Annotated in this window: 20 protein-coding genes; 9 read left to right on the top strand and 11 right to left on the bottom strand. The window is 60.8% G+C overall.

Annotation, left to right across the window (positions count from 1 at the left end):
* Positions 1 to 456 precede the first annotated feature (456 nt).
* From ACUXVH_RS10440 to ACUXVH_RS10470, 7 genes are all read left to right on the top strand, one after another.
* Complete coding sequence (locus ACUXVH_RS10440; protein WP_047286517.1) at positions 457 to 1,038, top strand: TetR/AcrR family transcriptional regulator; 582 nt, start codon at positions 457 to 459, stop codon at positions 1,036 to 1,038.
* Positions 1,039 to 1,532: 494 nt separating this feature from the next.
* Positions 1,533 to 3,059 (top strand): flavin-containing monooxygenase, encoded by a 1,527-nt coding sequence (locus ACUXVH_RS10445; RefSeq protein ID WP_047286501.1) that lies wholly within the window; start codon positions 1,533 to 1,535, stop codon positions 3,057 to 3,059.
* Positions 3,056 to 3,931, top strand: a complete 876-nt coding sequence (locus tag ACUXVH_RS10450) for an alpha/beta fold hydrolase (RefSeq protein WP_445494744.1) — start codon at positions 3,056 to 3,058, stop codon at positions 3,929 to 3,931. The genes ACUXVH_RS10445 and ACUXVH_RS10450 overlap by 4 nt, the downstream gene beginning before the upstream one ends.
* A 244-nt stretch (positions 3,932 to 4,175) precedes the next feature.
* Positions 4,176 to 5,333: an iron-containing alcohol dehydrogenase gene (locus tag ACUXVH_RS10455; RefSeq protein ID WP_047286497.1), complete on the top strand. Its 1,158-nt coding sequence runs from the start codon at positions 4,176 to 4,178 to the stop codon at positions 5,331 to 5,333.
* Positions 5,334 to 5,345: 12 nt separating this feature from the next.
* Positions 5,346 to 6,677 (top strand): APC family permease, encoded by a 1,332-nt coding sequence (locus ACUXVH_RS10460; RefSeq protein WP_047286496.1) that lies wholly within the window; start codon positions 5,346 to 5,348, stop codon positions 6,675 to 6,677.
* Between the two features lie 79 nt (positions 6,678 to 6,756).
* A complete protein-coding gene (locus ACUXVH_RS10465) occupies positions 6,757 to 8,181 on the top strand; it encodes a gamma-aminobutyraldehyde dehydrogenase (protein ID WP_445494747.1) in 1,425 nt (474 codons plus the stop codon).
* 72 nt (positions 8,182 to 8,253) lie between these two features.
* Positions 8,254 to 9,507 carry a diaminobutyrate--2-oxoglutarate transaminase gene (locus ACUXVH_RS10470; RefSeq protein WP_047286494.1) on the top strand — a complete coding sequence of 418 codons (1,254 nt, stop codon included), beginning with the start codon at positions 8,254 to 8,256 and terminating at the stop codon, positions 9,505 to 9,507.
* Positions 9,508 to 9,939: 432 nt separating this feature from the next.
* Here ACUXVH_RS10470 and ACUXVH_RS10475 read toward each other — a convergent pair whose 3' ends face one another.
* From ACUXVH_RS10475 to ACUXVH_RS10510, 8 genes are all read right to left on the bottom strand, one after another.
* Positions 9,940 to 10,068, bottom strand: coding sequence for a hypothetical protein (locus ACUXVH_RS10475; RefSeq protein WP_445494749.1), 129 nt, complete (start codon positions 10,066 to 10,068; stop codon positions 9,940 to 9,942).
* A 412-nt stretch (positions 10,069 to 10,480) separates the two neighbouring features.
* The gene (locus tag ACUXVH_RS10480) at positions 10,481 to 12,139 is read right to left on the bottom strand and encodes a cation acetate symporter (protein ID WP_445494751.1); all 1,659 of its coding nucleotides are present in this window, start codon (positions 12,137 to 12,139) and stop codon (positions 10,481 to 10,483) included.
* Positions 12,136 to 12,459, bottom strand: coding sequence for a DUF485 domain-containing protein (locus ACUXVH_RS10485; RefSeq protein WP_047286491.1), 324 nt, complete (start codon positions 12,457 to 12,459; stop codon positions 12,136 to 12,138). Before ACUXVH_RS10485 ends, ACUXVH_RS10480 begins: the two co-directional genes overlap by 4 nt.
* Before the next feature lie 56 nt (positions 12,460 to 12,515).
* Positions 12,516 to 14,201 carry a long-chain-fatty-acid--CoA ligase gene (locus ACUXVH_RS10490; RefSeq protein ID WP_241774845.1) on the bottom strand — a complete coding sequence of 562 codons (1,686 nt, stop codon included), beginning with the start codon at positions 14,199 to 14,201 and terminating at the stop codon, positions 12,516 to 12,518.
* Positions 14,202 to 14,251: 50 nt separating this feature from the next.
* Entirely contained in the window at positions 14,252 to 15,019 is a 768-nt protein-coding gene (locus ACUXVH_RS10495) for an SDR family NAD(P)-dependent oxidoreductase (protein WP_047286490.1), read from the bottom strand.
* Positions 15,019 to 16,191 carry an acyl-CoA dehydrogenase family protein gene (locus ACUXVH_RS10500; RefSeq protein ID WP_445494755.1) on the bottom strand — a complete coding sequence of 391 codons (1,173 nt, stop codon included), beginning with the start codon at positions 16,189 to 16,191 and terminating at the stop codon, positions 15,019 to 15,021. Before ACUXVH_RS10500 ends, ACUXVH_RS10495 begins: the two co-directional genes overlap by 1 nt.
* A gap of 54 nt (positions 16,192 to 16,245) precedes the next feature.
* Positions 16,246 to 16,602, bottom strand: a complete 357-nt coding sequence (locus ACUXVH_RS10505) for a DUF6285 domain-containing protein (protein WP_445494757.1) — start codon at positions 16,600 to 16,602, stop codon at positions 16,246 to 16,248.
* Positions 16,599 to 17,657 (bottom strand): phosphotransferase family protein, encoded by a 1,059-nt coding sequence (locus tag ACUXVH_RS10510; RefSeq protein ID WP_445494759.1) that lies wholly within the window; start codon positions 17,655 to 17,657, stop codon positions 16,599 to 16,601. Before ACUXVH_RS10510 ends, ACUXVH_RS10505 begins: the two co-directional genes overlap by 4 nt.
* A 198-nt stretch (positions 17,658 to 17,855) precedes the next feature.
* Between ACUXVH_RS10510 and ACUXVH_RS10515 the strand changes: the two genes are divergently transcribed.
* Both ACUXVH_RS10515 and ACUXVH_RS10520 read left to right on the top strand, forming a co-directional pair.
* Positions 17,856 to 19,808 carry a sigma-54-dependent Fis family transcriptional regulator gene (locus ACUXVH_RS10515; RefSeq protein WP_047286513.1) on the top strand — a complete coding sequence of 651 codons (1,953 nt, stop codon included), beginning with the start codon at positions 17,856 to 17,858 and terminating at the stop codon, positions 19,806 to 19,808.
* A gap of 235 nt (positions 19,809 to 20,043) precedes the next feature.
* Positions 20,044 to 20,604: a TetR/AcrR family transcriptional regulator gene (locus ACUXVH_RS10520; protein ID WP_047286486.1), complete on the top strand. Its 561-nt coding sequence runs from the start codon at positions 20,044 to 20,046 to the stop codon at positions 20,602 to 20,604.
* Between the two features lie 307 nt (positions 20,605 to 20,911).
* On the opposite strand, the gene ACUXVH_RS10525 is transcribed toward ACUXVH_RS10520, so the two are convergent.
* The 3 genes from ACUXVH_RS10525 to ACUXVH_RS10535 are packed head-to-tail and all read right to left on the bottom strand — an operon-like array spanning position 20,912 to position 24,400.
* Positions 20,912 to 21,433 (bottom strand): hypothetical protein, encoded by a 522-nt coding sequence (locus ACUXVH_RS10525; protein WP_047286485.1) that lies wholly within the window; start codon positions 21,431 to 21,433, stop codon positions 20,912 to 20,914.
* 41 nt (positions 21,434 to 21,474) lie between these two features.
* Entirely contained in the window at positions 21,475 to 23,787 is a 2,313-nt protein-coding gene (locus ACUXVH_RS10530; RefSeq protein WP_047286484.1) for a PqiB family protein, read from the bottom strand.
* A complete protein-coding gene (locus ACUXVH_RS10535) occupies positions 23,780 to 24,400 on the bottom strand; it encodes a paraquat-inducible protein A (RefSeq protein ID WP_445494762.1) in 621 nt (206 codons plus the stop codon). Before ACUXVH_RS10535 ends, ACUXVH_RS10530 begins: the two co-directional genes overlap by 8 nt.
* Positions 24,401 to 24,419 lie beyond the last annotated feature (19 nt).

The raw sequence follows: 24,419 nt of genomic DNA on the forward strand, positions 1-24,419 counted from the left end.
AACACGGGCGATAGGTTAATGGGGCTGGATGCTCATCAGCTCGCCTCTGAGTCCTGGGTGGCGGGAGTGTCCACGCCTTCAGTCAGATTGGGTCAATTGATTAGATCAAATGACCAAGTCTAATGATCATAAGCAGTTTGTGTGCCGCTTTTGGCTAAGCCGCCTCAAGCAATGAAAATCAACGCTTGCGTTCAGTGAAACTTGAGCAGGCGTGATACCTAACGACCCACTTGCAATGTAAGTTTGTTTCGAATCACCACATTGCAGTGGGCGGCGATTGGGCAGTATCTATTGGCGTTGAGTGCGCAATTCAGGCACCACTCCGGTGGGCGACGCGACGGTCTGATGGCCATTGATGCCGACTCATGGATTGCAAAGCGACCATGCGTTAGCATCCACGCTTTTCGACGCCTAGCCAGGTGACTGGCGTCAACACCGTGAAAGGAGATGGTCTACATGGCTCGGATGGGCGCTGAACAGCGCAAACAAGACTTCATTGAAGCCACCGTCAAGGTGATTGCCGAGCACGGCGTAGCCAATGCAACCACCCGGCGTATAGCGGCTCAAGCGAAGTCGCCGCTTGCCTCGCTGCACTATGTATTTCATACAAAGGACGATCTGTTCTACGCCGTTTACGAGTCCCTGATAAACATGCCGCAACGGTCGTTGGCCCCCATGCCGACAGGAGCAGGTGCAGCAGAATGCGCCGCGGAAATCTTGCGTCAGCTGGTCAACTGGTTCACTGCCCACCCGGACTTGGCCGCCACCCAGTTCGAGCTGTTTTTCTGGAATCTGCGTAACAATCCAGCAATGGCGGCCAAGATCTATGCCGTGTCTATCGAAGCTGTTGAGCAGAACATTTCAGCCGTTGCGTTTCCTGCACTGAACAAGACCGCGCTGACCACCGTCAGCCGCTTACTCATCAGCTTGTTTGACGGATTGCTGCTCGCATGGTCAGCCCACGGAGATTTGGAGCGCTTGGAGGCCGAGACAGAAGCCGCCTGCCGCGCTGTAAGACTACTGGTCGCCAGTTATTGAATCGAAGTTGAACATCCCCCCTTCAACGCCTCAAGGCAGTGCATTTCCAACGCTGCCTTGCCGGGCTGCCATCCGAACCCATCAACCTGCGGTTTCTTTCTTCAAGCCCACGAGTCTTATCGCCGCGCAGCAAACTTGGCGCGCGCATCGCTCCTTTTAAGCCGTTCTGCGCTTAGGTGCCGCGCCCCCAGACCTGGGCGTGCCAGGTCTGGCCGCCAAAGAGAAAGAAAGGCCCAAAGCCCTCCCTTATGGAGTACGGGCGTTTGTTCTACCTCCAAATAAGGGGTAGGCGCGGCGCTACCTATGAACCGCCCTTTTAATCAGCGGCGGAAACGCCACATTTGCGCAACGCCCCTATACGGGTGTGCAAAACGCTCAAAATCTCCCTGAATGAAGGGCGTTTTGCACCTTGCCCGGAAAAACGGCTGGCTCTATCTTGGTCGGGCGATCAAGTCAAAAGAACAAGACTCTATAACACAATACTAGGGGGCGACATGTCTTCCCACACTGTACTTCCGGTTGAGCCTCTGGATGTTTTGATCATCGGAGCAGGTGTATCGGGTATCGGCGCAGCGGTTTATTTGCGGCGCGATCAGCCTCACAAAACTTTTGCGATCCTGGAGTCACGTGAGCGAGCGGGCGGTACATGGGACTTGTTCCGTTATCCCGGCATTCGCTCTGATTCCGACCTGTTTACTTTCGGTTTCGACTTCAAGCCCTGGACCAAAGACAAATCGTTGGCCGACGCGGCTGACATCCTTGAGTACCTGAACGAAACCATCGAGGAATATCGGCTGGAGAAAACCATCCAGTACCGGCAGAAGGTTGTATCCGCGAACTGGGATAGCCAGAAAGGACTCTGGACGGTCACGATCATGGACCGTAATACGAGAGAGCCCCGCACCATTGAATGCCGCTGGTTGTTCAGCGCGGGCGGCTACTATCGTTATGACGAAGGATTCACCCCGCGCTTTGAAGGCACAGAGCAGTTCAAGGGGGAGATCATTCATCCGCAACACTGGCCGGAGTATCTGGATTACAGGGATAAGCATGTCATCGTGATTGGCAGCGGAGCAACGGCAGTCACCTTGATTCCGGCCATGGCTGACAAAGTTGCCAGTATCACCATGCTGCAACGCACCCCGTCCTACATCATCAATCAGCCTGCAACTGACTCCATTGCGGCATTTCTGCGCAAGGTCTTGCCGGCACAAACAGCCTACTCGCTGGTCCGCTACAAGAACGCCAAGATCACTCTGGCTTTCTGGGGATTCTGTCAACGCTTCCCCAAACTTGCGCGCAAGCTGCTCCTATGGCTGACCAAGAAAGAGTTGCCCAAGGACTACCCTGTCGATGTGCATTTCAACCCGCCCTACAACCCCTGGGACCAGCGATTGTGCTCCGTTCCTGAGGGGGATTTGTTCAAGGCGATCAGTGCGGGTAAAGCCTCTGTCGTCACCGACCATATCGAGCGGTTTACCAAGTCGGGGGTTTTGCTCAAATCTGGCAAGGAGTTGAAGGCCGATATCATCATCACCGCTACCGGGCTGAATGTTCAGCTCTTCGGTGGCATTACCCTGCACAAAGACGGCGTACCAGTAGTACTGAACGAGACCCTGGCCTACAAAGGCACGATGTTGTCCGGTGTTCCCAATTTTGCTTTTGCCGTGGGTTACACCAACTCCTCCTGGACGCTGAAAGTGTGCCTGCTGTGCGATCATTTTTGTCGCTTGCTGGGCTTCATGGACGAACAGGGCTACAACGTGTGCGAGCCCAAAGCGCCAGATGGCGTTGAAACTCGCCCCCTGCTGGACTTTGGCGCTGGATACGTACAACGCGCTCTGGATGGCATGCCCCGCCAAGGCCCCAGCGAACCGTGGGTCATGTCGATGGACTACTTTCGCGATGTGAAGTTGTTGCGCCGTGGAAAGGTTGCAGAGAACTGTCTCACGTTCACCTCAGTCACCGCTGCCCCACTGCACCACGGCGCCGAACTGCAGGCACAGGGTAGTGGGCAATGAGTGCCGATCGGTTCTTTGAGTTGCCCGACAAGCGCCTCCTCTGCTATCGAAGCTACGGATCTGAAACAGCCCCGGCAGTCATTCTCGTCGTGGGCCTCGGATTGCAATTGACCTACTGGCCGCAGCCGATCATCAGTGGTTTGGTGGAAATGGGCTTGCGTGTCATCACGCTGGACAATCGGGATTCGGGGCGGTCTTTCTATACCCAGGTCACGCCGCCAACGGTCATGCAGCAGTTCTTCCGCAAGCCGACGCCGGGTTACGACCTGGGTGACATGGCCAATGATGTGATCGGTCTCATGGACGGCTTGCAGCTACAGAAGGTGGGTGTAATCGGGATGTCGATGGGAGGCATGATCGCCCAGATCCTGGCCGCCCGCTTCCCTGAACGCATAGAGACCCTCACCTCTATTTTCTCGACGACGGGCTCACTACGAGTAGGCCAACCCTCGCTCAGGGCGATCTTGCAGACGCTGCGCCGCCCCCCGAGAAATCAACAGGAAAGTGTTCGCGACTATGTAGACATCATGCGTCTCATAGGGTCGAGGCTTGAGTGGAATGAACAAGCCCTGCGTAATTATGCCAGGGAGGCTTGGGACCGCGGGGGGGGAGAAGCAGGCAACCTTGGAGTTGTCAGGCAGATTGGCGCCATCATCAACTCGGGCGACCGCACTCAAGATCTGCGGAAAATTCGCTGTCCCACGCTTGTCATCCATGGCGATAAAGACCTCATGGTTGCCACGAGCGGAGGCTTCGCCACGGCCGCAGCGATCCCCGGGGCTCACTTAGTGCTGCTACCGGGGATGGGACATGACTTTCCGTCCTGCCTGTCGGGCACGCTGCTGTCTCTCTTGGCAGGACATTTAGGCTAGAAACCAATGCTCACTTTTAGGGGCGTGCTGTTTATCGCCCCTCTTTTTACACAATGAAACTTGAACCTGCCTAGTTGCAGCGTAGTGCCGTGTTCAAGTTTGAACAGAACTAACAACAAAAACGGCTTGCTCGGAACCGTCGAGCCACACATCGCACGCTTGGGCTGCAACCAGAGCCTGGCGCGGATGCTCCTTCACTGCCCTTTTAACAATGACAACTAAGCCGCAAAGGCAAGAGGTATGTATGGAATTCAAGTTCTTACTCCCCACCAAAGTTGTGATGGAGCCAGGCCTGTGTGAGCGCACTGGCGAACATCTGCATGAGCTCGGTTTGAAACGCATTCTGATTGTGACGGACGCCGGAGTTAAGGCCGCAGGTCTGTTGTCCAGCATCTATGCCAGCCTGGAAAAATCCGGAATTTCATTCGATGAACTCTCGGACATCAAGGCAAACCCTCGCAGCGAAGATATCAACCAAGCGGCGCAGAGGTACCGGGGCAAGGGAATCGACGGTCTCCTGGCCGTGGGCGGCGGCAGCGCCATGGATGCAGCCAAAGCCATCAGTCTGCTTCTCACCCATGAAGGCAGGATCGAGGATTACGAGGGCTCATTCACACTCAAGCAGGCGATACCGCCAATCGTGGCGATCCCGACCACTTCGGGCACTGGTAGCGAGGTGACGTGTTTCTCGGTAATTACCGACACCGCACGGCATTTCAAAATGAACGTGCTGGATTATCGAATCGGCCCGGTGCTCGCCCTGCTCGACTCGCACATTACCGCCACACTACCGTCGGCAGTTGCCGCCGCAACTGGCATGGATGCTCTGACCCATGCCATCGAAGCCTTTACCTGTCGCGTCTCGAACCCGATCAGCGACGCCCTGGCGCTGCATGCCATTCGCCTTATCAGCCAGCACCTCAAGCCTGCGGTAAAAGAGCCGGGCAACCTGGAAGCTCGCGAGCAGATGCTGATCGCCAGCTTGATTGCCGGCATGGCATTCGGTAACGCCGATGTAGGCAGTGTGCATTGCATTTCCGAAGCCATCGGGGGCATGTACGACACCCCCCATGGCGTGGGCAACGCGATCTTCCTGCCCTTTGTCTTCGGTCACAATCGAGATGCCGATATTGCACGGCATGCTCAGGTTGCCTACGCGCTGGGAATCGACCCCCGCCTTTCGCCTGTCGATGCCGCCACGGCTGCGGTCGACCACTTGTTCCAGATGAGCAAAGACCTGGGTATTCCACGCTTCGCCGAGGTCAAGGGGGTGCGCGAAGAAGACTTCCAGGCGATTGCGGAAAAGTCGAAGAAGAACTTTTCCGACCCCAGCAATGCCAAGGAAATGACAGTGCAGACCTACCGCGAAATCATCGCCGCTGCTTACAGCTTCGTAGAGTGAGGGGGGTCAGTCATGAGCGAATCAATCCCGAGCGCTTCTTTGAAGCGCACCCTCGGCCCGTTTTCCGTTGTGCTTTTCGGGTTGGCCTTCCTTGCCCCGTTGATCGTCTTCGGCACCTATGGCGTCATTTCGCAAGCAAGCCAGAACACCACGGCAATGTCCTATGGGATCGCGGCGATCGGCGTCATTTTCACCGCCTTGAGCTACGGTCGCCTGGTCAGGGTGTTCCCGGCAGCCGGTTCGGCCTACACCTATACCCGCAAGATGTTGAATGCGAATGTCGGGTTCATGGTGGGCTGGGCCGCCCTGCTCGACTACTTCTTCATTCCGATGTTGATCTGGCTACTCGGCGCCAGCTATCTCAACATGGCTTTTCCCGATGTGCCGCAGTGGGTATGGATCCTGGGCTTCATTATCAGCACGACGCTGCTCAATATCCTGGGCATCCAGGTGGCGAACCGCTTCAACGTCCTGTTGATGCTGGTGCAACTTGCCATCATCGCCGTATTCATCGGTCTCTGCTGGCATTACATCACTCTTGCCAACGGCCCTGGCGGGTTGCTATCGGCCAAGCCGTTCTTCAACCAGGAAGTGCCGTTCGCCACGACCATGGCCGGTGCTGCCATTGCTGCCTATTCCTTTCTGGGCTTCGACGCATTGTCCACGCTCAGTGAGGAAACCAGGGATCCGAGCCGGACGATTCCACGCGCCATTCTGCTGGTCGCCGTGATCGGTGGAACGGTGTACGTCGGCTCCTCGTACTTCATGTACCTGGTGCATCCCTCCCCCGAGTTTGTGAATGTGGATGGCGCGGCATTCGAGATCGCCCGGATGATCGGCGGGGATCTGTTCTTCGCGATCGTATTGGCCGGCATCATCATCGCCCACTTCGCCGCGGGCATGTCCTTCCAGGCGAGCGTGGGTCGACTGCTGTACGCCCTCGGTCGGGATAACCAACTGCCCCGCACGTTGTTCGGCGCGTTGCACCCGCGCTACAAGACGCCCGCCTTCAACATCCTGCTCTGCGGTGCCTTCGGCACTGTAGGTTTTGGACTGACGATCGCCACCGCGACGTCCCTGGTGAACTTCGGCGCCTTTCTCGCCTTTACTGCGGTCAATCTTTGCGCTTTGCGGCTCACCTTCGATGCGCGCGTCAGAGATGGCGCCGGATTTTTTCGAGGCGTGATCTTCCCGCTCATTGGCCTGATCACGGCCGGCTGGATGCTCGCCAGCCTGGATAAGGACGCACTGATCATGGGCTGTGGCTGGCTTGGCATAGGCGCCGTTTATCTCACCTGCCGTACCGGCTTCTTCCGCAGCCCTATAGCGGATGCCCTGGTGTAGCGATCGCCCTTCAATCGAACGCTCTGACAATAACCACAAGGCAAGCCCCTGGGCTTGCCGTGCAATGGCGAGAATCGATATGCAAACCAACCTTCTGATCAATGGTGTCCTCGTGGCTGGCGAAGGCGAAAGCCTGGCCGTATACAACCCCTCCCTGGGCAGCGTCCTGGTGCAAACCACCGAGGCTAGCAGCTCTCAAGTTCACGCCGCGGTCCAGAGCGCAAGCGCGGCTTACGAGACGTGGTCACAAACGCCCCCCAAAGATCGTGCGGCGCTGTTGCTCAAGCTTGCCGATCGAATCGACACGCAGGCGCAAGTGTTCGCTCGCCTTGAGGCGGACAACTGCGGCAAGCCCTTCGCGGCCGTGCTGCAGGATGAGCTTCCGGCCGTCTCGGACGTGTTCCGCTTCTTTGCCGGCGCCGTTCGTTGCCTGCAAGGTTCGGCGGCGGGCGAATACCTGCCGGGTCATACATCGATGATCCGTCGCGATCCGGTGGGCGTGGTTGCGTCCATTGCGCCATGGAACTATCCGTTGATGATGGCGGCCTGGAAACTCGCGCCCGCGTTGGCCGCCGGGAACACGGTGGTACTAAAGCCCTCGGAACACACCCCGTTGACCACGTTGAAACTGGGAGAGCTGATCGCCGATATCTTGCCTGCTGGCGTGGTCAATATCGTCCATGGGCGAGGCGCTTCGGTGGGGGAACCGCTGACCAGCCATCCTCAGGTGCGGATGGTATCGCTCACCGGTTCCATTCGTACCGGCAGCCGCATCATCGAAAGCACGGCCGACAGCGTGAAACGCATGCACATGGAACTGGGCGGCAAAGCGCCTGTACTGATCTTCGAGGATGCCGACATCGATGCCGCTGTCGAAGGTATCAGCGCCTTCGGCTTCTACAACGCCGGGCAGGACTGTACCGCTGCGTGTCGCATCTATGTACAGAAGACGGTCTATGCGCAGTTCGTTCGCAAACTCGGGGAGTCGGTGTCCCGCATCAAATGCGGGCTTCAGGATGATCCGGCGACGCAGATGGGGCCCCTGATCACCCAGGAGCATTTTGAACGTGTCGAAGGTTTTGTAAAGCGCGCCAAGGCGCTCGCGCACATCGAGGTTGTCACAGGCGGCAAACCGGTACCGGGTGCGGGCTTCTTCTACGAGCCAACGGTCTTGGCCGGCGCCAGGCAGGATGACGAGGTGGTGCGCCGCGAAATCTTTGGCCCGGTGGTGACCGTTTCGGAGTTTGAAGATGAAGCGCAGGCCCTGGCATGGGCCAACGAGTCTGACTACGGCCTGGCCTCATCGGTGTGGACCTCGGATGTCGGTCGAGCCCATCGACTGGCCGCTCGCCTCCAGTATGGCTGCACCTGGATCAACACCCATTTCATGCTGGTGAGCGAAATGCCCCACGGCGGCGTGAAGCTGTCCGGGTACGGCAAGGACCTCTCCATGTACGGCCTGGAAGACTACACCGTGGTGCGACATGTGATGTTCAAGCACTAAGAGAAGTCACGCGCCTTAAAGACCAGGGCTCACAGCCCTGCCCCTCGCCCAGATACAGCCAAGAGGCTATGTATGAATACTATCGAGACGTTTGAAAGACTCGAATCCAACGTGCGGATGTACTGTCGTGACCTGCCCCTGGTTTTCGATACCGCCCAAGGCAGCAAGATCCACGCCGAAGACGGTCGCGACTACCTGGACTTCTTCGCCGGCGCCGGCGCCTTGAACTATGGGCACAACGATCCGCGCATGCGCGATGCGTTGATTGAATACCTTTCGGCCAATGGCGTGACCCACGCTCTGGACCTGCACACCAGTACCAAGCGGCGGTTCCTGGAGTCGATCGAGCGTGACCTGTTCGCGCCGCGCGGCTGGGACTACAAGGTTCAATTCACCGGCCCGACCGGTGCCGATGCCGTCGAGGCCGCGTTGAAGCTGGCGCGCAAGGCGACGGGCCGCACCAAAGTCGTATCGTTCTACGGTGCTTACCACGGTATGACCGCCGGGGCCCTGGCGGTCACCGGAAACCGCAATCGTCGAGGTCCCGGGCTGTCCAGCGATGTGGTGTTCGTGCCGTACGAAAACAGCCCTTACGGCGAATTCGACAGCATTGGTTTCCTCCAGCGCATGGCCAACGACCAAGGCAGTGGTTCGCAGCTGCCGGCGGCGGTGATCGTCGAGTCGGTGCAGATCCAGGCCGGCGTCTACCCCGCCTCCAACCAGTGGCTGCAGGCCTTGCGCCAATGGACCCGTGCCCACGGGGTGCTGCTCATCTGCGACGAGATCCAGGCCGGCTGCGGCCGTACCGGTGATTTCTTCGGTTTCGAGCGCTCCGGGGTGGTCCCTGACCTGATCACCTGCGCCAAATCGATCGGTGGCTATGGCTTGCCCATGGCGATCGTATTGATCGGTGCCGGGCTGGACGTCTGGGAACCAGGCGATCACATCGGCACGTTCCGCGGCAACCAGTTGGCATTCCTTACCGCCCAGATCGCCCTTGGCTATTGGCGCGACGAGCAGTTCCTGACGTTGCTGGCCGCCAACTGCGCGGCCATGGAGCGCGCGGTCGCAGGCTACGCCGAGATTCCAGGGGTCGCTTCCGCGCGCTGCCGCGGCATGATCGCCGGTATCGATTTCGGCCGCGGCAACGTGGCATTGGCCAAGGATGCCCAACAGCGCGTGCTGCAGGCGGGAGTGCTGGTGGACCGCTGCGGGCCGAACGGCGAGATCATCAAGCTGATGCCACCCGTGAACACGCCGACCGAGCAGCTCGAGGAAGGCTTGAAAGCGTTCGGCGAGTCGGTCGCGGCAGCGCTGAGCCAGTAGCTGCAGGGTTCTGTCGGGCGCCATGTGCCGGTACACATGGCGCACGCCAGCTTCTCACCTGTGGGCGACGCACAGACTGCACCCGTTGGCGATGCGGATAACGTCATGGATCACGTGAGGCACTCATCATGAGGGTTTGACTGTGGACGAACAAAATGAAACCTGCTCCGACTTTGATGTGTCCGTAGTCGGACTCGGGGCGATGGGGACAATCATGACGCAAGCTTATCTGAGGCCTTCGAGCAGCATCGGGCGCTACTTGAAGTACTCGCCGGCCATACGGTGTTCCTTCCCTGGGAACAAGCATTCGCCTTTGCAACCGTGCTCCACGCCCATGCATTTGCCGCGATGGTTGTATTTTTCTAGGCCGTGGGCGCAAGCGATCGGTTTGGCACGCCTGTTTCGAGAACAGCCCGACTCCTGCTCGACACGTCACCCTTCTTCATCACTGATACACTCGAGGAAGCGGTACGCCGGCTCGAAGTGCAGGATTTCGCGGGCGATCAGGCGAGGCTTGATGTGCATGCGGGCGTGTTTGCGCACATTGCTGAATCCATGCATGCACAACGTGCCTGGACGCCAGTGTTCGACGCCGTGTGTCAGGTCGTGCAACGCGCGGAATCATTGGGCTATGGCGATCCAGAAAATCGCGGCCACCACCCAGGTGTTCGCTCGCGAGCACGGCGCCGCAAAAGAGGCATGACCGCGCGGTTACAGGCCTCTTGGATCGAACCCGACGACAACAATCATAAAAATTGCTGGAGGATCATATGCGCCGATTTGGTTTTCTACTGGCCGTCTTGACGCTGGCCAGTTTCCTGGGTGTCCTTCTTGCCCCAAGGCCGACCCTCGTCCACCAAGGGACGGCGCAACACAAGGGGCATCCGACTATCAGCATTGGGGATATCTTCAGAGGTTACTAGCGAGGTGTCACGCGGCCGCTGGCACTCATCCGCCAGCGACCGCTTGTGACTCAATGATCCATTGCACCGCTGGCACCAAGGCCTGTCTGGCCCCGTACGAACTGATCGGCGAAGGCCGCCCTTTCCGCCTTGGCCCGCGCAGTGCGGTCCAGCCGGGAAACGGCATATGCCATCAAAAACGCCAGCGGCATGGAAAACAGCGCAGGCTGGGCATAGGGGAACAGCGGCTCGGCGAAGTGCAAGACATCCACCCATACCAGCTTGGAAAACACCACAAACCCCATGGCACTGAGCAACCCTACGTAGCCACCGGCCAACGCGCCACGCGTGGTCAGCCCCGACCAGAACATCGAGAGGAACAGCACCGGGAAGTTGGCCGAGGCGGCGATGCCAAAGGCCAGCGCGACCATGAAGGCAACGTTGATATTTTCGAACACAATGCCCAGGACTATCGCCACCAACCCAAGGCCCAGGGTGGCCAGCTTGGTCACCCGCAACTCCTGGGCCTCGCTGGCCGATCCCTTCATTATTACCCGCGCATACAGGTCGTGGGCTATCGCGGATGCCCCGGCCAGGGCCAGGCCTGAAACCACGGCCAGGATGGTGGCGAAGGTCACTGCCGACAAAAAGCCCAGCAACAGGTTGCCGCCGACCGCCTGGGCCAGGTGCATGACCACCATGTTGCCCCCGCCCAGCAGCTTGCCACCCACCTGTCCACCCTCGAAGAACTGTGGCTGCTGGCTGACGATCACGATCGACGCCAAGCCCAGCAGGAAAATGACATTGAAGAAGTAACCGATGAACCCGGTGGCATAGAGCACGGATTTTCGTGCCTCCCGGGCATCGCTGACGGTGAAGAACCGCATCAGGATATGGGGCAGTCCGGCCGTTCCGAATACCAGCCCCAGGCTCAGCGACAGTGCTGTCAATGGGTCGGCCAGCAAGCTGCCAGGCGCCAGCAGGCGTTCACCCAGGGCATGGGTATCCATGGCCTGGGTGACCAGCGTGTCATAGCTGAAGTCGAACTCGCGCATCGCCAGAAACAGTACCAGTGAACCGCCGACCAGCAGCAGGAACGCCTTGATGATCTGTACCCAGGTGGTCGCCACCATGCCGCCAAAGGTGACATACAGCATCATCAGCGCGCCGACGATCACCAAGGCGATGTGGTAGTCCAGGCCAAACAGCAGCCTGATCAGTTGCCCGGCCCCGACCATCTGCGCCACCAGGTAGAAACACACCACGGTCAGCGAACCGATGGCGGCCATGGTGCGCACCTTGCCTTGGTCGAGGCGGTACGAGGTGATGTCGGCGAAGGTGAAGCGGCCCAGGTTGCGCAGCCGCTCGGTCATCAACAGCAACAACACCGGCCAGCCCGCGAAGAAAGCAATGAGGTAGATGTAGCCATCCATGCCGGAGGTATAGATGAGTGCGGTGATCCCCAACAGTGTCGAGGCGGACATATAGTCACCGGCCAGCGCCAGGCCATTCTGCCAGCCCAGGATACCGCCGCCGGCGCTGTAGAAATCTGCCGTCGAGCGGGTGCGCCGCGCCGCCCACCATGTAATGCACAAGGTCAAGAGCACGAACACCATGAACATGCCGATGGCATGCAGGTTGAGGGGCTGACGCTGGCCCACGTCCAACGCGGGCGACGCCAGCAGCAGGCCAGAGTGCAGCAACAACGCCAGAGGCAATAGCTTCTTCATGCGCCCGCCTCCTCATCCAGCCCGGCGACCAACGCCTGGGTCAGGCGATCGAACTCACCATTGGCCCGATACACATACAGCACCGACAACGCACAGAAGAACACGAACAGGAAGGCGCCGGCAGCGACGCCGACGGTCATGTTCGACCCTTGGGCCAGGCGCCTGGCAATCAGCTCGGGCCAGAACGACACCAACGCGATGTAGCCATAGAACGTGGCCAGGATCAGCAGGAACAGGCTCAGGGTAAAACGGTTTCTGCGCGCCACCAGTTGCTGGAACCGGGCACTGGCGCGAACACGCTCGTATAACAGGCTGGACATGGGGCACCTCGGGCAATGTACTTGTTGTTATGGGATGTGCAGGTGCTGCGGCTCGATCAGTGTTCGGCGCCGGTGGCCTGGGCCTCCTGTTGCCGGGCCCACTCACGCAGGACAAACTTCTGGATCTTACCGGTGGCGGTCTTGGGCAGCTCCACCAGCGAGACATGGCGCGGCGCCTTGAAGTGCGCCAGCCGCTCTCGGCACCAGCGGATCAGGTCGCCAGCCGTGACGCTGGCCTGGGCGTCGGCGCGCAGGGTGACGAAAGCATGCGGGGTTTCGCCCCAGTGTGCATCGGGGCGCGCCACCACGGCGGCCTCGACCACCTCGGGATGCTGGTAGAGCACCTCCTCGATCTCCAGCGAGCTGATGTTCTCGCCGCCGGAAATGATGATGTCCTTGGCCCGGTCCTTGATTTCCACATAACCGTCCGGATGCAGCACGGCCAGATCGCCGGTGTGCAGCCAGCCGTTGGCCAGCGCGCTGCGGGTCGCGTCCGGGTTGTCCAGGTAGCCTTTCATCACTGTGTTGCCGCGCACCACCAGCTCGCCCAGGGTGGATCCGTCGGCCGGGACCGGGTGACCGGTGTCGGTATCCAGCACCGTGGCTTCCTCGAGCATCGGGTGGGCGACACCCTGGCGGCTCATGAACCGGGCGCGGGACTCCAGAGGCAGTTCATCGACGCCCGGTTGCCACAGGCACAGGGTGCTGGGGCCGTAGCTTTCGGTCATGCCGTAAGCGTGGGTGATGCTGAAGCCGCGCGCTTCCATGGCAGCGATCACCGCGCTGGGCGGCGCCGCGCCACCGGTGATGACCGACACCGGCCTGGCAGGCTCCTCGGCATGCCCGGCGTGAATCAGCATCGACATCACCACCGGGGCTGCGCTCAGGTGGGTCACCGCATGCTCGGCGATGGCGGCATGGATCGCCTCGGGCTGGACCTTGCGCAGGCACACATGGGTGCCGCCTGAAAGGGTCACCGCCCAGGTATGGCTCCAGCCATTGCAATGGAACATCGGCAGGGTCCACAGGTAGACGCTGCGCGGCCCGAACTGGAAGACCAGCGCCCCGGCGCAGGCATTGAGGTAGGCACCGCGGTGATGCAGGACCACGCCCTTGGGATCGCCTGTGGTGCCGGAGGTGTAGTTGATGGCGATCGATTGCCATTCGTTCTGCGGCGCACTCAACGCTCGGTTGGGATCGCCCTGGGCCAGGAAACTCTCGTAGTCGAGGTCGTGGGCCAGGTCGAAATCCTCGGCCTGGGCATCGTCGATACCCACCAGCAGCGGCGGCGCATCGAGTATCGCCAGCGCCTGGCGGGCCACCGCGCCGAACTCGCGGTCGCAGATCAGCACCTTGGCCGCGCAATGGCGCAGGATGAAGGCAATGCTGCGCGCATCCAGGCGGATATTGATGCATACCAGCACCGCACCGGCACCGGGCACGCCATAGTGCGCCTCGAGCATCTCGGGGATGTTCGGCGCCAAGATCGCCACCCGCTCGCCCGGCTGCACGCCGACCCGTTCCAGGGCGCTGGCCAGGGCACGGCTGCGCTGGTGCAGTTGGCGGTAGCTGTAGCGCCGGCCGCCATACACCACCGCGTCGCGCTCCGGGTACACCTGGGCAGCACGCTTGAGGAACGACAGCGGCGACAGCGGCACATGGTTGGCTTCGTTGGGGGCAAGCTCATGCTCAAAGGTCGGGGTCATCATGACCGGCACCCCATCGCTATGTTGCCCAGGCATTGAATGTACATACACCTCTCCTGTTTCTTGTTGTTCTTGCGCCGGGCGCTTTACAGGCTACTGCACAGATGGCCGCCATCGACGACGATCTCGGCGCCGCTCATGGCCCGCCCGGCATCGCTGGCCAGGAGCAGCAAGGCGCCATCGAGGTCCGACGGCTGGCTGAAGCGCCGGCTGGGGATACGCGAGCGCAGCTTCTCCCCGGCCTCGCTGGCCAGGAATGCCTCGTTCAGATCGGTCATCACGTACCCTGGCGCCAGGGCGTTCACACGGATGCCATGGCGCGCCAGTTCCAGGGCCATGGCGCGGGTCAGGTGCGCCAGGCCCGCCTTGGCCGCGAGATAGGGACCGACGGCGCCGGCCACGCGGTTGGCGAGGATCGAGGTGACATTGATCAGGCTGCCGCCCTGCCCCGCGGCGACCATGCGCCGGGCGCTTTCCTGGGCCACCGCCCAGGCGCCCTTGAGGTTAGTGTCCAGCACGCGGTCCCAGCTTTCATCGTCGCAATCGAGCAGGGGCTGGCTGTCGCTCACCCCTGCGTTGTTGACCAGCACATCCAGCGGGCCCGTGGCGTCGAGCACCCGGCACACATCCTCACGACAGGTCACATCGAGGGCAAAGGCCCGGGCGCGACCACCGGCCAGCTCGATGGATTCGACCAGGCTCTGCAACGGCGCCTGGCGCCGGGCGGTCACCACTACCTCGGCACCCGCCGCGGCCAGGGTCATGGCGAAATGTCGTCCAAGGCCGCTGGAAGCGCCGGTCACCAGGGCGCGGCGCCCATCCAAGGCAAACAGTCCGGCAAGGTTCGGCTGCATCAGTGGGCTCCCAGGCGCTGGTCGAGGAGTTTCTTCGCCAGGCTCATGCGGTGCACTTCGCTCGGACCGTCGTAGATGCGAAATGGACGGATGTCGCGAAAGATCCGCTCGACCACGGTATCCCCGGTCACCCCGCGTCCCCCCAGGACCTGCACGCAACGATCGACCACCCGCCACAGCGCTTCCGAGCTGATGACCTTGGCCATGCTCGAATCGACATTGCCACGCTGGCCCTGGTCGAGCACCCAGGCACAGTGCCAGACCGCCAGGCGCACTACATGCAGGTCCATCATGTTGTCGGCGAGCATGAAGCCGACCCCCTGGTGCTCGCCCAACGGCTTGCCGAATGCATCGCGGGTGCGCGCATGGTCGCAGGCGATGTCGTGGGCACGTCGCGCGGCCCCAAGCCAGCGCATGCAATGAGTCAGTCGCGCTGGCGCCAGGCGCACCTGGGCATAACGGAACCCCTTGCCGATCTCGCCCAGCACATCGCTTGCCGGCACCCGCAGGTTGTCGAAGCGCAATTGCCCGTGGCCACCGGTGAAGCAGCTGTCCAGCGTATTGAGCTGGCGCTCGTGAATGATCTCGTCACGCTGCATGTCGGACAGGAACATGGTCGCCGTACCGTCCTCCATGCGCGCCATGATGATGGCGAACCCCGCCCCATCAGCTCCAGTGATCAGCCACTTGCGACCATTGATCAGGTAATCGTCACCATCGCGAGTGGCGGTAGTGAGCAGCATCGACGGATCGGAGCCCGAGCCCGGCGCCGGTTCGGTCATGGCGAAACATGAGCGCACCCGCCCCTGCACCAACGGTCGCAGCCAGCGGTCTTTTTGTGCTTCGGTGGCCACCACATCCATCAAGTGGATATTGCCTTCGTCCGGGGCGTGGATGTTCAGTGCAACGGGTCCCAGAGGCGAATAACCGGCCTCTTCGAAGACGATGGCCTTGGCGGCATGGCTCAAGCCCAGGCCACCCATTTCAAGACTGGCGTGAGGCGTCAGCAGGCCCGCCGACTGTGCGCGGGCCTGCAGCTCTCGACGCAGGGCGTCGCTGGGGCCATGGGCATCCTGGCGGGGGTCGTTTTCGAACGGGATGACCTGTTCGGCGATGAAATCGCGGGTCTTGGCCTGCAATGCAAGCAGTTCTTCCGGCAGGGTGAAATTCATGTCTGTCCTTCTTGACTCTGGTCGGTCCGGGGGAAAAGGTAGGTGTCGCCGCGCTCAGGGCATGGCCTTGGGATTGCTGATCGCTAACCGAGCGAGGGTCACTTGCCGCAAGGCGTCTACCAGTGTGCGCCGGCGTTGCGGATCGTCATGGCGTCCCTGGCGAATGTCGCGGGCCAATTGACGGCGGATTTCGTGCAAGGGCGCACCCGCCCCGTCGACCAGGGCGGCCAGGTACGCCTCCTCCTGGCTGCCGGTATGCGCTTGCAGGCGACTTTCGCGAGCGGCGATGGCCATGGCATTGGCGATCATCAGCGTCGGGTAGCGCAGCTCACTGGCCAGTGCCGGCAGCACCTGCTCAAGCAAGGTCTGGCGGGCGATCTCGAGGAGTTCATGGGCATATGGCTGGGTCATGGTGCCTCTGCTCCCGTCATGTTCAGGATGTCGAGTTCCAGCTCCGGCAGCAGGCGTGCGGTCAGCGCCAATTCGAGGGAAGGCTCTTCACCGGACAGGTGGCGCTGGCCCTGCTGCAAGGCGATCACTGCCCAACGCAAGGTCGCCATGACCTGCCAAAAGTGCAGTTGGCGCGGCTCGATACGTACAGAGGACACATCGTTATAGCCACCTAGAAAGTCCTGTAGCAGCCCGATGCCGCCGGCTTCAAGGTCGGGGCGCGTAAAACGCCAGCAGCGAGCGGTAAACCAGCCGAGGTCCTCGCAAGGGTCGCCCCAACCACTGAACTCCCAGTCCAACACGGCTTCCAGCCCTCGCTCACTGGCCAGATAGTTGCCAGTACGGTAGTCGCGATGAAGCAGGCACAGGGCGCGGGTGCGCGGTGCATGCAGCTCGCACCAGCGCAACCCCCACTCCAGTACCGGATAAGCCTCGGCGAGCGTATCGAGGTAATCGCGATAGGCGTTAACAGTGGCCAGGGCGGGTGCATCCTGCGGTATTGGCAAAAAGTCCAGCGCCGCGCAGGGCGGACGCACTTGATGCACACGCGCCAAGTTGGCGCCGAGCTGCGTTGCCAGCCGCGCCTGTCCATGAGCCCCGGCACCGGCACTGAGCAGGCGCCCGGCTGCTACGCCGGGCCTGTATTCCATCAGGAAAAAAACCCGACCATAAACGTGGGTATCGCGGCATAGCCAGAGCGGCCGCGGCACTTTCACACCGGCCTCGTGGACCACCTGAAGCACGGCGAACTCTTGCGCTCGATTGAGGCTGGCCGGCAGTGCCGAGAGCGCATCGCTGCGCAACACCCAGTTCCGCGCGCCCTCCCAGGGGCCTCCCTCGATCAGCAGCTCGAACAGCCAGTTTTCCTGGATGGCGCCACCGCTCAGGCGTTTGCGAGCCTTTATGACGACGCGGGTCGCCAAGGCGCGCTCACGGATGAAGTCGACCAAGCGTTGGTCTTGGGTCGCGGCCACGAACGCATCGCTGGCCGGAAAAGTCGTAGGGGAACGGGTCATGAATCTATGAATCCTGCCTTCGTTTTTGAGTGGGCAAGACGGTAGAGCAATGACCGGGCCAACCCTTCAAGAACCTACTGAAAGCCTCGCCATACCTGGCCTTCAGCTTGTTGAAAGGGACAGTGGGCTTCTGGCGGATTGCATAAAAGAAACAATTTCATTCAATATCGAAACATTTCACCAATGAAAGGCTTCGTCATGGAATCTCCCACTTCGCGGGTCGTCGTGCTGATCAGCCATTTGCAGCGTCCCCGGCAACGCAGCCGCCTCGCCAATGTCGTGACCGGACTGGCTGCGGACTATCTCGATACCCGCATCGAGGTGCTTGACACCTCAGTGGCTGAAGCGTTGCCGACCGCTCGCGAACTGGAACAGCGCGATGAAGTCGACGTATTTGTCTGCGCCGGGGCCACTGCCGCCTACCTGCGCAAGCACCTGACGCGCCCGGTATTGACAATGCATGTGGGAGGCGACGATCTGCTGCGGGCGCTGGGCCAAGCACGCGAGCACACCTCACAGGTCGCTTTGCTCAGCTACAACCGCATTGATCGCAACCTTGCGGCCATGGCAGCGCTGTTCACCGTGCCTGTTCACCAGGCCGCCTACTCCACACTGGAGCAAGCCCGCCATGCGGTCGAGCGGGCAGCCCAACTGGGGTGCCGCAGCATCATTGGCTCATCGTCGGTGGTGGAACTGGCGGAACAGGCAGGACTGCACGGCGTGCTGTCGCTGAGCGAGGGCACCGTACGCAGAGCACTTGAGGAAGCCCTGGGCATCCTGGACAGTCAGCGCATCGAAATTGCCAAGCGACAGCACCTGAACGCTGTGTTGCAACACATTCCCACCGGCGTGGCAGCGGTCGACAACCAAGGGCTGGTGCAGTCGCTCAACCCTGCCCTAGCCCACCTGCTGGAGTTACCGCTCAGCGAAGCGCTGGGCCGACCACTGCAGCAACTGTGCCCGGAACTGGATTTACAGCAGGCGTTGCGGGATGGCGGCGGCGAGGAGAACCGGGTCATTCGACTGGGCTCGCATGCGGTGGTCAGCAACCTGCTGCCCATCCTTGAAAACGGTCAGCGTACCGGTCTTGTGCTCACCTGCCAGGACACCACCGCCGTGCAACGGGCGGATCAGCGCATTCGCTCCACTCGCCGTCCAGGCGCATTCACCGCCCGCTACCGGCTCGAACAGCTGCACGGCAACAGCGCCGCCAACCGCGAAATGCTGCAAATGGCCAAGCGTTTCGCCGCCAGCCATTCGACCATCCTGATCACCGGTGAAAGCGGCACCGGCAAGGAACTGCTGGCCCAGGGCATTCATAACGAGAGCCCTCGCCGGCAAGGGCCCTTCGTGGCCATCAACTGCGCGGCTCTTCCAGAGTCGCTACTGGAAAGCGAACTGTTCGGCTACGAGGAAGGTGCCTTCAGCGGTTCGCGCAAAGGTGGCAAGCCCGGGCTGCTTGAGGCCGCACACCGCGGCACACTGTTTCTGGACGAAATTGGCGACATGCCGGTATCGCTGCAGACACGCTTGCTTCGTGTGCTGCAGGAGCGGGAGGTACTCCGGCTGGGTGGCACCGAACCCATTGCCATTGACTTGCGCATCATCGCCGCCACTCACCGGGACCTGCGTGCAGCCATGGAGCAGGGCGAATTTCGGACAGACCTGTATTACCGGCTCAACATTCTGCGCTTGCAGACCACTGCGTTGCGTGACCGGCCGGAAGATATCGCGCTGATTTGCCAGGGCATCAGCCAACGTCTACTGGTTCAGGGGCAGCCTGCGGCCGCTGCGGACATACCGGCTGCCCTGTTGCCGTACCTGGAGCGCTATTCATGGCCGGGCAACGTTCGGGAACTGGAAAACGTGATCGAACGCGCGATGCTCTCGGCCCGCGAGCTAGTGGGCGAGCGTGGATTGAACGAGCACTATCTAGCTCGCGTGCTACCTGAACTGTGCGAAGACAGGCCTGTGTCCCCTGCCCGCAAGCCTGCTCCACGCGAAGCAGACCTGCATACGATCGGCAAGGCTGCCCAGCTACGCCACGTACAACAGACGCTGGACAGTTGCCAAGGCAATCTCGACGAAGCGGCCCGTCGCCTAGGCATCAGCCGGACCACCTTGTGGCGGCGATTGAGGTCCCTGCGCTAAGCGAACCCCACAGGTCGAACCCGGTATCGGGCTCACAGGGTGCAGCGGCGTGCTGGCTGCTGAGTGGTGATCCTGCAATCGGGAACGACCTGCGAATGTTCACGGATGCATGAGCAACTCGGGTGACGCCAAAGCGACCCTAAAGCCTTAATTGAATCAGTAGGTGATCAGATGGGTGCCATCTGTACACGTTTCCTTCACAATGACGGCACAATTGGCTGTGTGGAATATAGGGATGCACCTTCCGATAACCGACGAGCGTCTACTCAAAGCGTTGGCCGATGCAATAGTTGTCCACCCTCGGGCTACCTTGAAGGAATTGGCCCAGGCCGCAGGCGTCAGCAAGGCGACCCTGCACCGGTTCTGTGGAACCCGTGACAATCTGGTGACGATGCTGGAGAGCTATGGGGAACAGGTCCTCATTCAAGTGATAGACAACGCCGAGCTGGACAGCAGCGACGCGGTGATGGCCCTGCATCGTCTGATCATCGAGCACCTGAAGCATCGAGAGATGATGATCTTCTTGCTCTTCCAGTATCGTCCGGACTCCTTCGACGACAGCGAGGCACATCGACCTTGGCGGGCGTATGCCGATGCCTTGGATTCCTTCTTCCTGCGCGGTCAACAGGCAGGCGCCTTCCGCATCGACATCAGCGCTGCGGTGTTTACCGAAATGTTCTTGAGCATGGTCTACGGCATTGTCGACGCCGAACGCCGTGGACGTGCAGCCAGCGCGACGTCTGTACAGACACTGGAACTGCTCTTTCTAGACGGCGCCTCAGCGACTGCTCGCTAAGGGCGCAAACCCGGTCAAAAAGTACGCCTGGGCTACCACCGCGGCAAGCTGGAGAAGTGCATCGATAAATGCGGCAGGTCGCAAATGTCGAACGCGCCCCCAGCGCCGCGGCCACTCCTGGCGATGCACATTGGGTTTAATCCGGCAGCCGCTTTCGCGCGACCACTCGATCGCCTTCACAGACGCACCGCGCCTCTCCGGAGAATGCTAACGAGCTTCTCTTTAGCATCCAGGGCGGTGGCAGAGGCGTATTTCGAAAGATAGACAGGCCGCGCACCCAGCTGGACGGATCCGCGGCCTGATAGGCTTACAGACGATTCGGCGAGGTTCCAACCAGAGGGATACGCTGCCCGGTTTCCAGCATTTCTACAGCATCCAGTTGTTCTTCTATCTGTAGAAAACGCATGGCGGTCACTGCAGACAATTTTTCAGTGACCTCATCGATGTAGCGGTTCAACAGGATCTGTCGTTTTACCTGCAAGGTTTTGTACACCTTGATTATCTTGGACGCGTCCTCATTCGTGACCGCTCCAGAGCCATACGCTCGCGCATATTCCAGCAACAGTTCGAACGAATCCTTGTTCAGGCTCTCCATTTCATTGCGATAACGAGCATAGATCGGCCAGAAGGCCTCGGCTTGCTGGCTTTCGAGCCCCATGTTGGATTCCACAACCCGCTTGCGTTTGTAATTGATGGCCTCGATCTGGTTATTGATCTTCTCCTTGTGATCACTCATCACCTGCTGCGCCGAAGGCAGAGGATCCTGGGCTTGTGCGACAAAAACGCCTGAGGCGGCGATGACGGCGGCGCAAAATAGTTGCTTGAACATGAATTGACTCCTTTTACATTGACTGAATGATGAGGGTGCAATCACTGCACCGCTTCCTTGAGTAGGATCTTCGGCGCCCACTGCAGCCACTGTTCGTCGACAGCATCGAACAGGGCGAACGTTTGCCCGGGCCTGGCCGGCTCGCCCATCTGCCCGCTGTCGGGCGTGGCGAAGGCGATCCCTCCCGCCACCATGGCCTCCAGGGATTCGGTGCGAACCGACACGCCCTTGAATAAACCCGCCTCGATGCCGACTCCGCTGGCGTTCCAAAAGCGGCTGCCAGTACGCACCAGGGGGGCATAGCGCGGCTCGATGAGGATGCTCAGCAGCACCCGGTCTGCGTGGGGCCCCAGGCTCATGTCAATGACTTTGCCCACCGTCATCTTGCGGTAGGTCACCGGGCTGCCGAGCTTGATCGAGCCTTTGTCGGGGGCGCTCAGGGTCAGCCTCAGGCCTTCACCGCCGGGCAGGAGATTGGGCGCTTCAGCCAGGGCCTGGAAGCGAACCTGGCGTTCCCCCGGTCGACTGCTGGGCAGGGCCTCGATGTAGGGGCCGCTGACCAGGGTGCCAAGGTGCTCCGTGCGCATCAGCCCGAGTGCCGGGCGCACCACCCAGAAGCGTGTGCCGCTGCGGGCGAATTGTTCGGCAAAGGTTTCCAGGCGCGCCTTGAGCTGCACGCCGGACAAATCGGTTTTCAAGTCGATGTTCTCGACCTTGCCGATCAGCAGCCCCTTGAAACGAATAGGCGTGCCTTCGCGCAGTCCCTCGGCATCTTCGACACTGAGCTGAATCTGCGCGCCTCGGGCCATGGCGGTCTCTTCGCTGTCATGGAGGACGAAACGACGCTCCTTGCCCAGGGGCGGCGCTTTCAAGTCCAGGGTGTCGAAGGAGACTCCCCCATTGATCAATGTCTGCAAGGATTCGCTCTTGACCTTGAGCCCGTTGAGGTCGCCACTCAGCGTCACCCCGCTGGCGCTCCAGAAGCGCGTCGAGCCGTTCACCAGCCGCGTGTACTCGGGCTCGATATGCACACCGATCATGACCCGCTGGTTGTCCGTCGACAGCTGGTAGCTCTGCACGCTGCCCACGCGAATCTGCCGATAAAGCACTGGCGAACCCACGTCCACCGAACCGCGCCGATCGGCGGTCAGTATCAGGTGCAAGCCTGGTACGTTCATGTCCATGGGCGGAGCCTTGGAGAGAACGCTGAACTCCCGTCGCGGCACTCCGTTCTTGGCGAAACGTACAGCGATGTAGTTGCCCTTCACCAGCGCATCCAGCCCGGTAATACCGGCCAGCGAGATGTTCGGCTTCACGGTCCAGAATTCGGTCCCCTCCAACAACAGTGCTTCGACCCGCGGGTCCATCGCCAGCTCGGCGGTGGCGCCACTGAAGTCCCCGCTCATGTCGACGCTCTTGACCAGGCCGACCTGCACGCCGTTGTACATGACTTGCGTCTGTCCCGACTGTATGTCGTTGAGGTCCTTCATCTTCAGTTTCACCCGCAGGCCGACCTGGGCCGCGTCATAGTCCTCGTACAAGCGAAACGGCTTGCTGGTGTCGGTGGGAGGGCTATCGCGATGGCTGTCGGGCGTGGAAAAGGAAATCCCCCCCGCGGCCAGGGTCAGCAGTGACTCACTGCGTACCTTGAACCCCGACAAACCGCCGGAAATCGAGATCCCGCTGGCGTTCCAGAAGCGTGTGTGTTTGCGTACCAAGTCTGCGTAGGCCGGTTCGATGTGCACCCTGATCTCGATGGTGCGGTGGTCCTCGCCCAGCTTGAAGCTCTTCACCTGGCCCACAAGAATCTGCTTGTAGAACACCGGACTACCCTGCTCCAGAGAGCCCAGGCGCTCGGCCTTGAGCGTGATGTGCAGGCCGGGTACCTCCTCGGACATCGGCGGTGGTTCCTTCAGGGCCGTAAAGCTACGAACACCTTGGTCGCCTTTATCTCCCTTCGCCGGATCCACCGCGATGTAGACCCCGGACACCAGGGTCTCCAGGCCAGTGACGCCGGCCAGGGATACCCGCGGTTTCACCAGCCAGAAGTCGGTATCTTCATTCAGGTACTTCTCGGTTCCCTTGGCCATTTCGATGGAGGCGAGCACGCCCTTGATGTCGTCGCTGACCTTCAGCTCCACCACCTTGCCGACCGAGATGCCCTTGTACAGCACCTCGGTTTTCTTGGCCTGGATACCATCGCCGCTCTCGAAGCGGATCTGAATGACGGTGCCGGCCTCGTCGTAGGCGCGCCACGCCAGCCAGGCACCAATGACCAGGGCTAGCACGGGCAGGATCCAGATCGCCGACCAGCTGGAGGCCGGGTGTTTTTTGGGGACAGGCAGATCACTCATTTTCATTGTCCAAGTGGGTGTTATCCCATATCAGTCGGGGGTCGAAAGTCATTGCAGCCAGCATGGTCAGTACCACCACGCTGGCAAAGGCGGCGGCACCGAGGTTGGCCTCGATGCGTGCCAGGTTGCCGAAGTTCACTAGCGCCACCAGGATGGCGATGACGAAGATGTCGAGCATCGACCAGCGCCCCACCCATTCGATGAAGCGGTACATGATGATTCGCTGTCGAGCGGACATCGGCTGGTGTCGTTGCACGGAATACAGCAGCAGCCCTAACCCTCCAAGCTTGAAGGTGGGCACTACGATGCTGGCCACGAACACCACCAGAGCGATGGGCGCCATCCCCAGCTGAAGCAGGCTGACGACTCCGCTCATGATGGTGGCCGGCGCCCCATTGCCGAAGACGCTGACGCTCATGATCGGTAGCAGGTTGGCCGGGATGTAGAGGATCATGGCCGTGATCAGCAACGCCCAGGTTCGCCTGATGCTGTCGGGCCGCCGAGCATGCAGCCGAGACTGGCAACGACTGCAGCGCGCAGGCTGCTGGACGTCGAGGGGGTTGAGTTGATGGCACTCGTCGCACAGCTGAATACCGGCATCGATCGCACGCATAGTTAGCTTCCTTGGCCGG

The sequence above is a fragment of the Pseudomonas sp. 8(2025) genome (genome assembly GCF_052665325.1).

Bases quoted from the DNA above. Each gene is read 5' to 3' on its own strand.
- ACUXVH_RS10485 (WP_047286491.1), bottom strand. From the start codon at position 12,459: ATGTCCAGCCTGTTATACGAGCGTGTTCGCGCCAGTGCCCGGTTCCAG.
- ACUXVH_RS10500 (WP_445494755.1), bottom strand. From the start codon at position 16,191: ATGAATTTCACCCTGCCGGAAGAACTGCTTGCATTGCAGGCCAAGACC.
- ACUXVH_RS10505 (WP_445494757.1), bottom strand. From the start codon at position 16,602: ATGACCCAGCCATATGCCCATGAACTCCTCGAGATCGCCCGCCAGACC.
- ACUXVH_RS10510 (WP_445494759.1), bottom strand. From the start codon at position 17,657: ATGACCCGTTCCCCTACGACTTTTCCGGCCAGCGATGCGTTCGTGGCC.
- ACUXVH_RS10455 (WP_047286497.1), top strand. From the start codon at position 4,176: ATGGAATTCAAGTTCTTACTCCCCACCAAAGTTGTGATGGAGCCAGGC.
- ACUXVH_RS10475 (WP_445494749.1), bottom strand. From the start codon at position 10,068: ATGCATGGATTCAGCAATGTGCGCAAACACGCCCGCATGCACATCAAG.
- ACUXVH_RS10445 (WP_047286501.1), top strand. From the start codon at position 1,533: ATGTCTTCCCACACTGTACTTCCGGTTGAGCCTCTGGATGTTTTGATC.
- ACUXVH_RS10465 (WP_445494747.1), top strand. From the start codon at position 6,757: ATGCAAACCAACCTTCTGATCAATGGTGTCCTCGTGGCTGGCGAAGGC.
- ACUXVH_RS10515 (WP_047286513.1), top strand. From the start codon at position 17,856: ATGGAATCTCCCACTTCGCGGGTCGTCGTGCTGATCAGCCATTTGCAG.
- ACUXVH_RS10530 (WP_047286484.1), bottom strand. From the start codon at position 23,787: ATGAGTGATCTGCCTGTCCCCAAAAAACACCCGGCCTCCAGCTGGTCG.
- ACUXVH_RS10440 (WP_047286517.1), top strand. From the start codon at position 457: ATGGCTCGGATGGGCGCTGAACAGCGCAAACAAGACTTCATTGAAGCC.
- ACUXVH_RS10525 (WP_047286485.1), bottom strand. From the start codon at position 21,433: ATGTTCAAGCAACTATTTTGCGCCGCCGTCATCGCCGCCTCAGGCGTT.
- ACUXVH_RS10535 (WP_445494762.1), bottom strand. From the start codon at position 24,400: ATGCGTGCGATCGATGCCGGTATTCAGCTGTGCGACGAGTGCCATCAA.
- ACUXVH_RS10495 (WP_047286490.1), bottom strand. From the start codon at position 15,019: ATGCAGCCGAACCTTGCCGGACTGTTTGCCTTGGATGGGCGCCGCGCC.
- ACUXVH_RS10450 (WP_445494744.1), top strand. From the start codon at position 3,056: ATGAGTGCCGATCGGTTCTTTGAGTTGCCCGACAAGCGCCTCCTCTGC.
- ACUXVH_RS10490 (WP_241774845.1), bottom strand. From the start codon at position 14,201: ATGCCTGGGCAACATAGCGATGGGGTGCCGGTCATGATGACCCCGACC.
- ACUXVH_RS10520 (WP_047286486.1), top strand. From the start codon at position 20,044: ATGCACCTTCCGATAACCGACGAGCGTCTACTCAAAGCGTTGGCCGAT.
- ACUXVH_RS10460 (WP_047286496.1), top strand. From the start codon at position 5,346: ATGAGCGAATCAATCCCGAGCGCTTCTTTGAAGCGCACCCTCGGCCCG.
- ACUXVH_RS10470 (WP_047286494.1), top strand. From the start codon at position 8,254: ATGAATACTATCGAGACGTTTGAAAGACTCGAATCCAACGTGCGGATG.
- ACUXVH_RS10480 (WP_445494751.1), bottom strand. From the start codon at position 12,139: ATGAAGAAGCTATTGCCTCTGGCGTTGTTGCTGCACTCTGGCCTGCTG.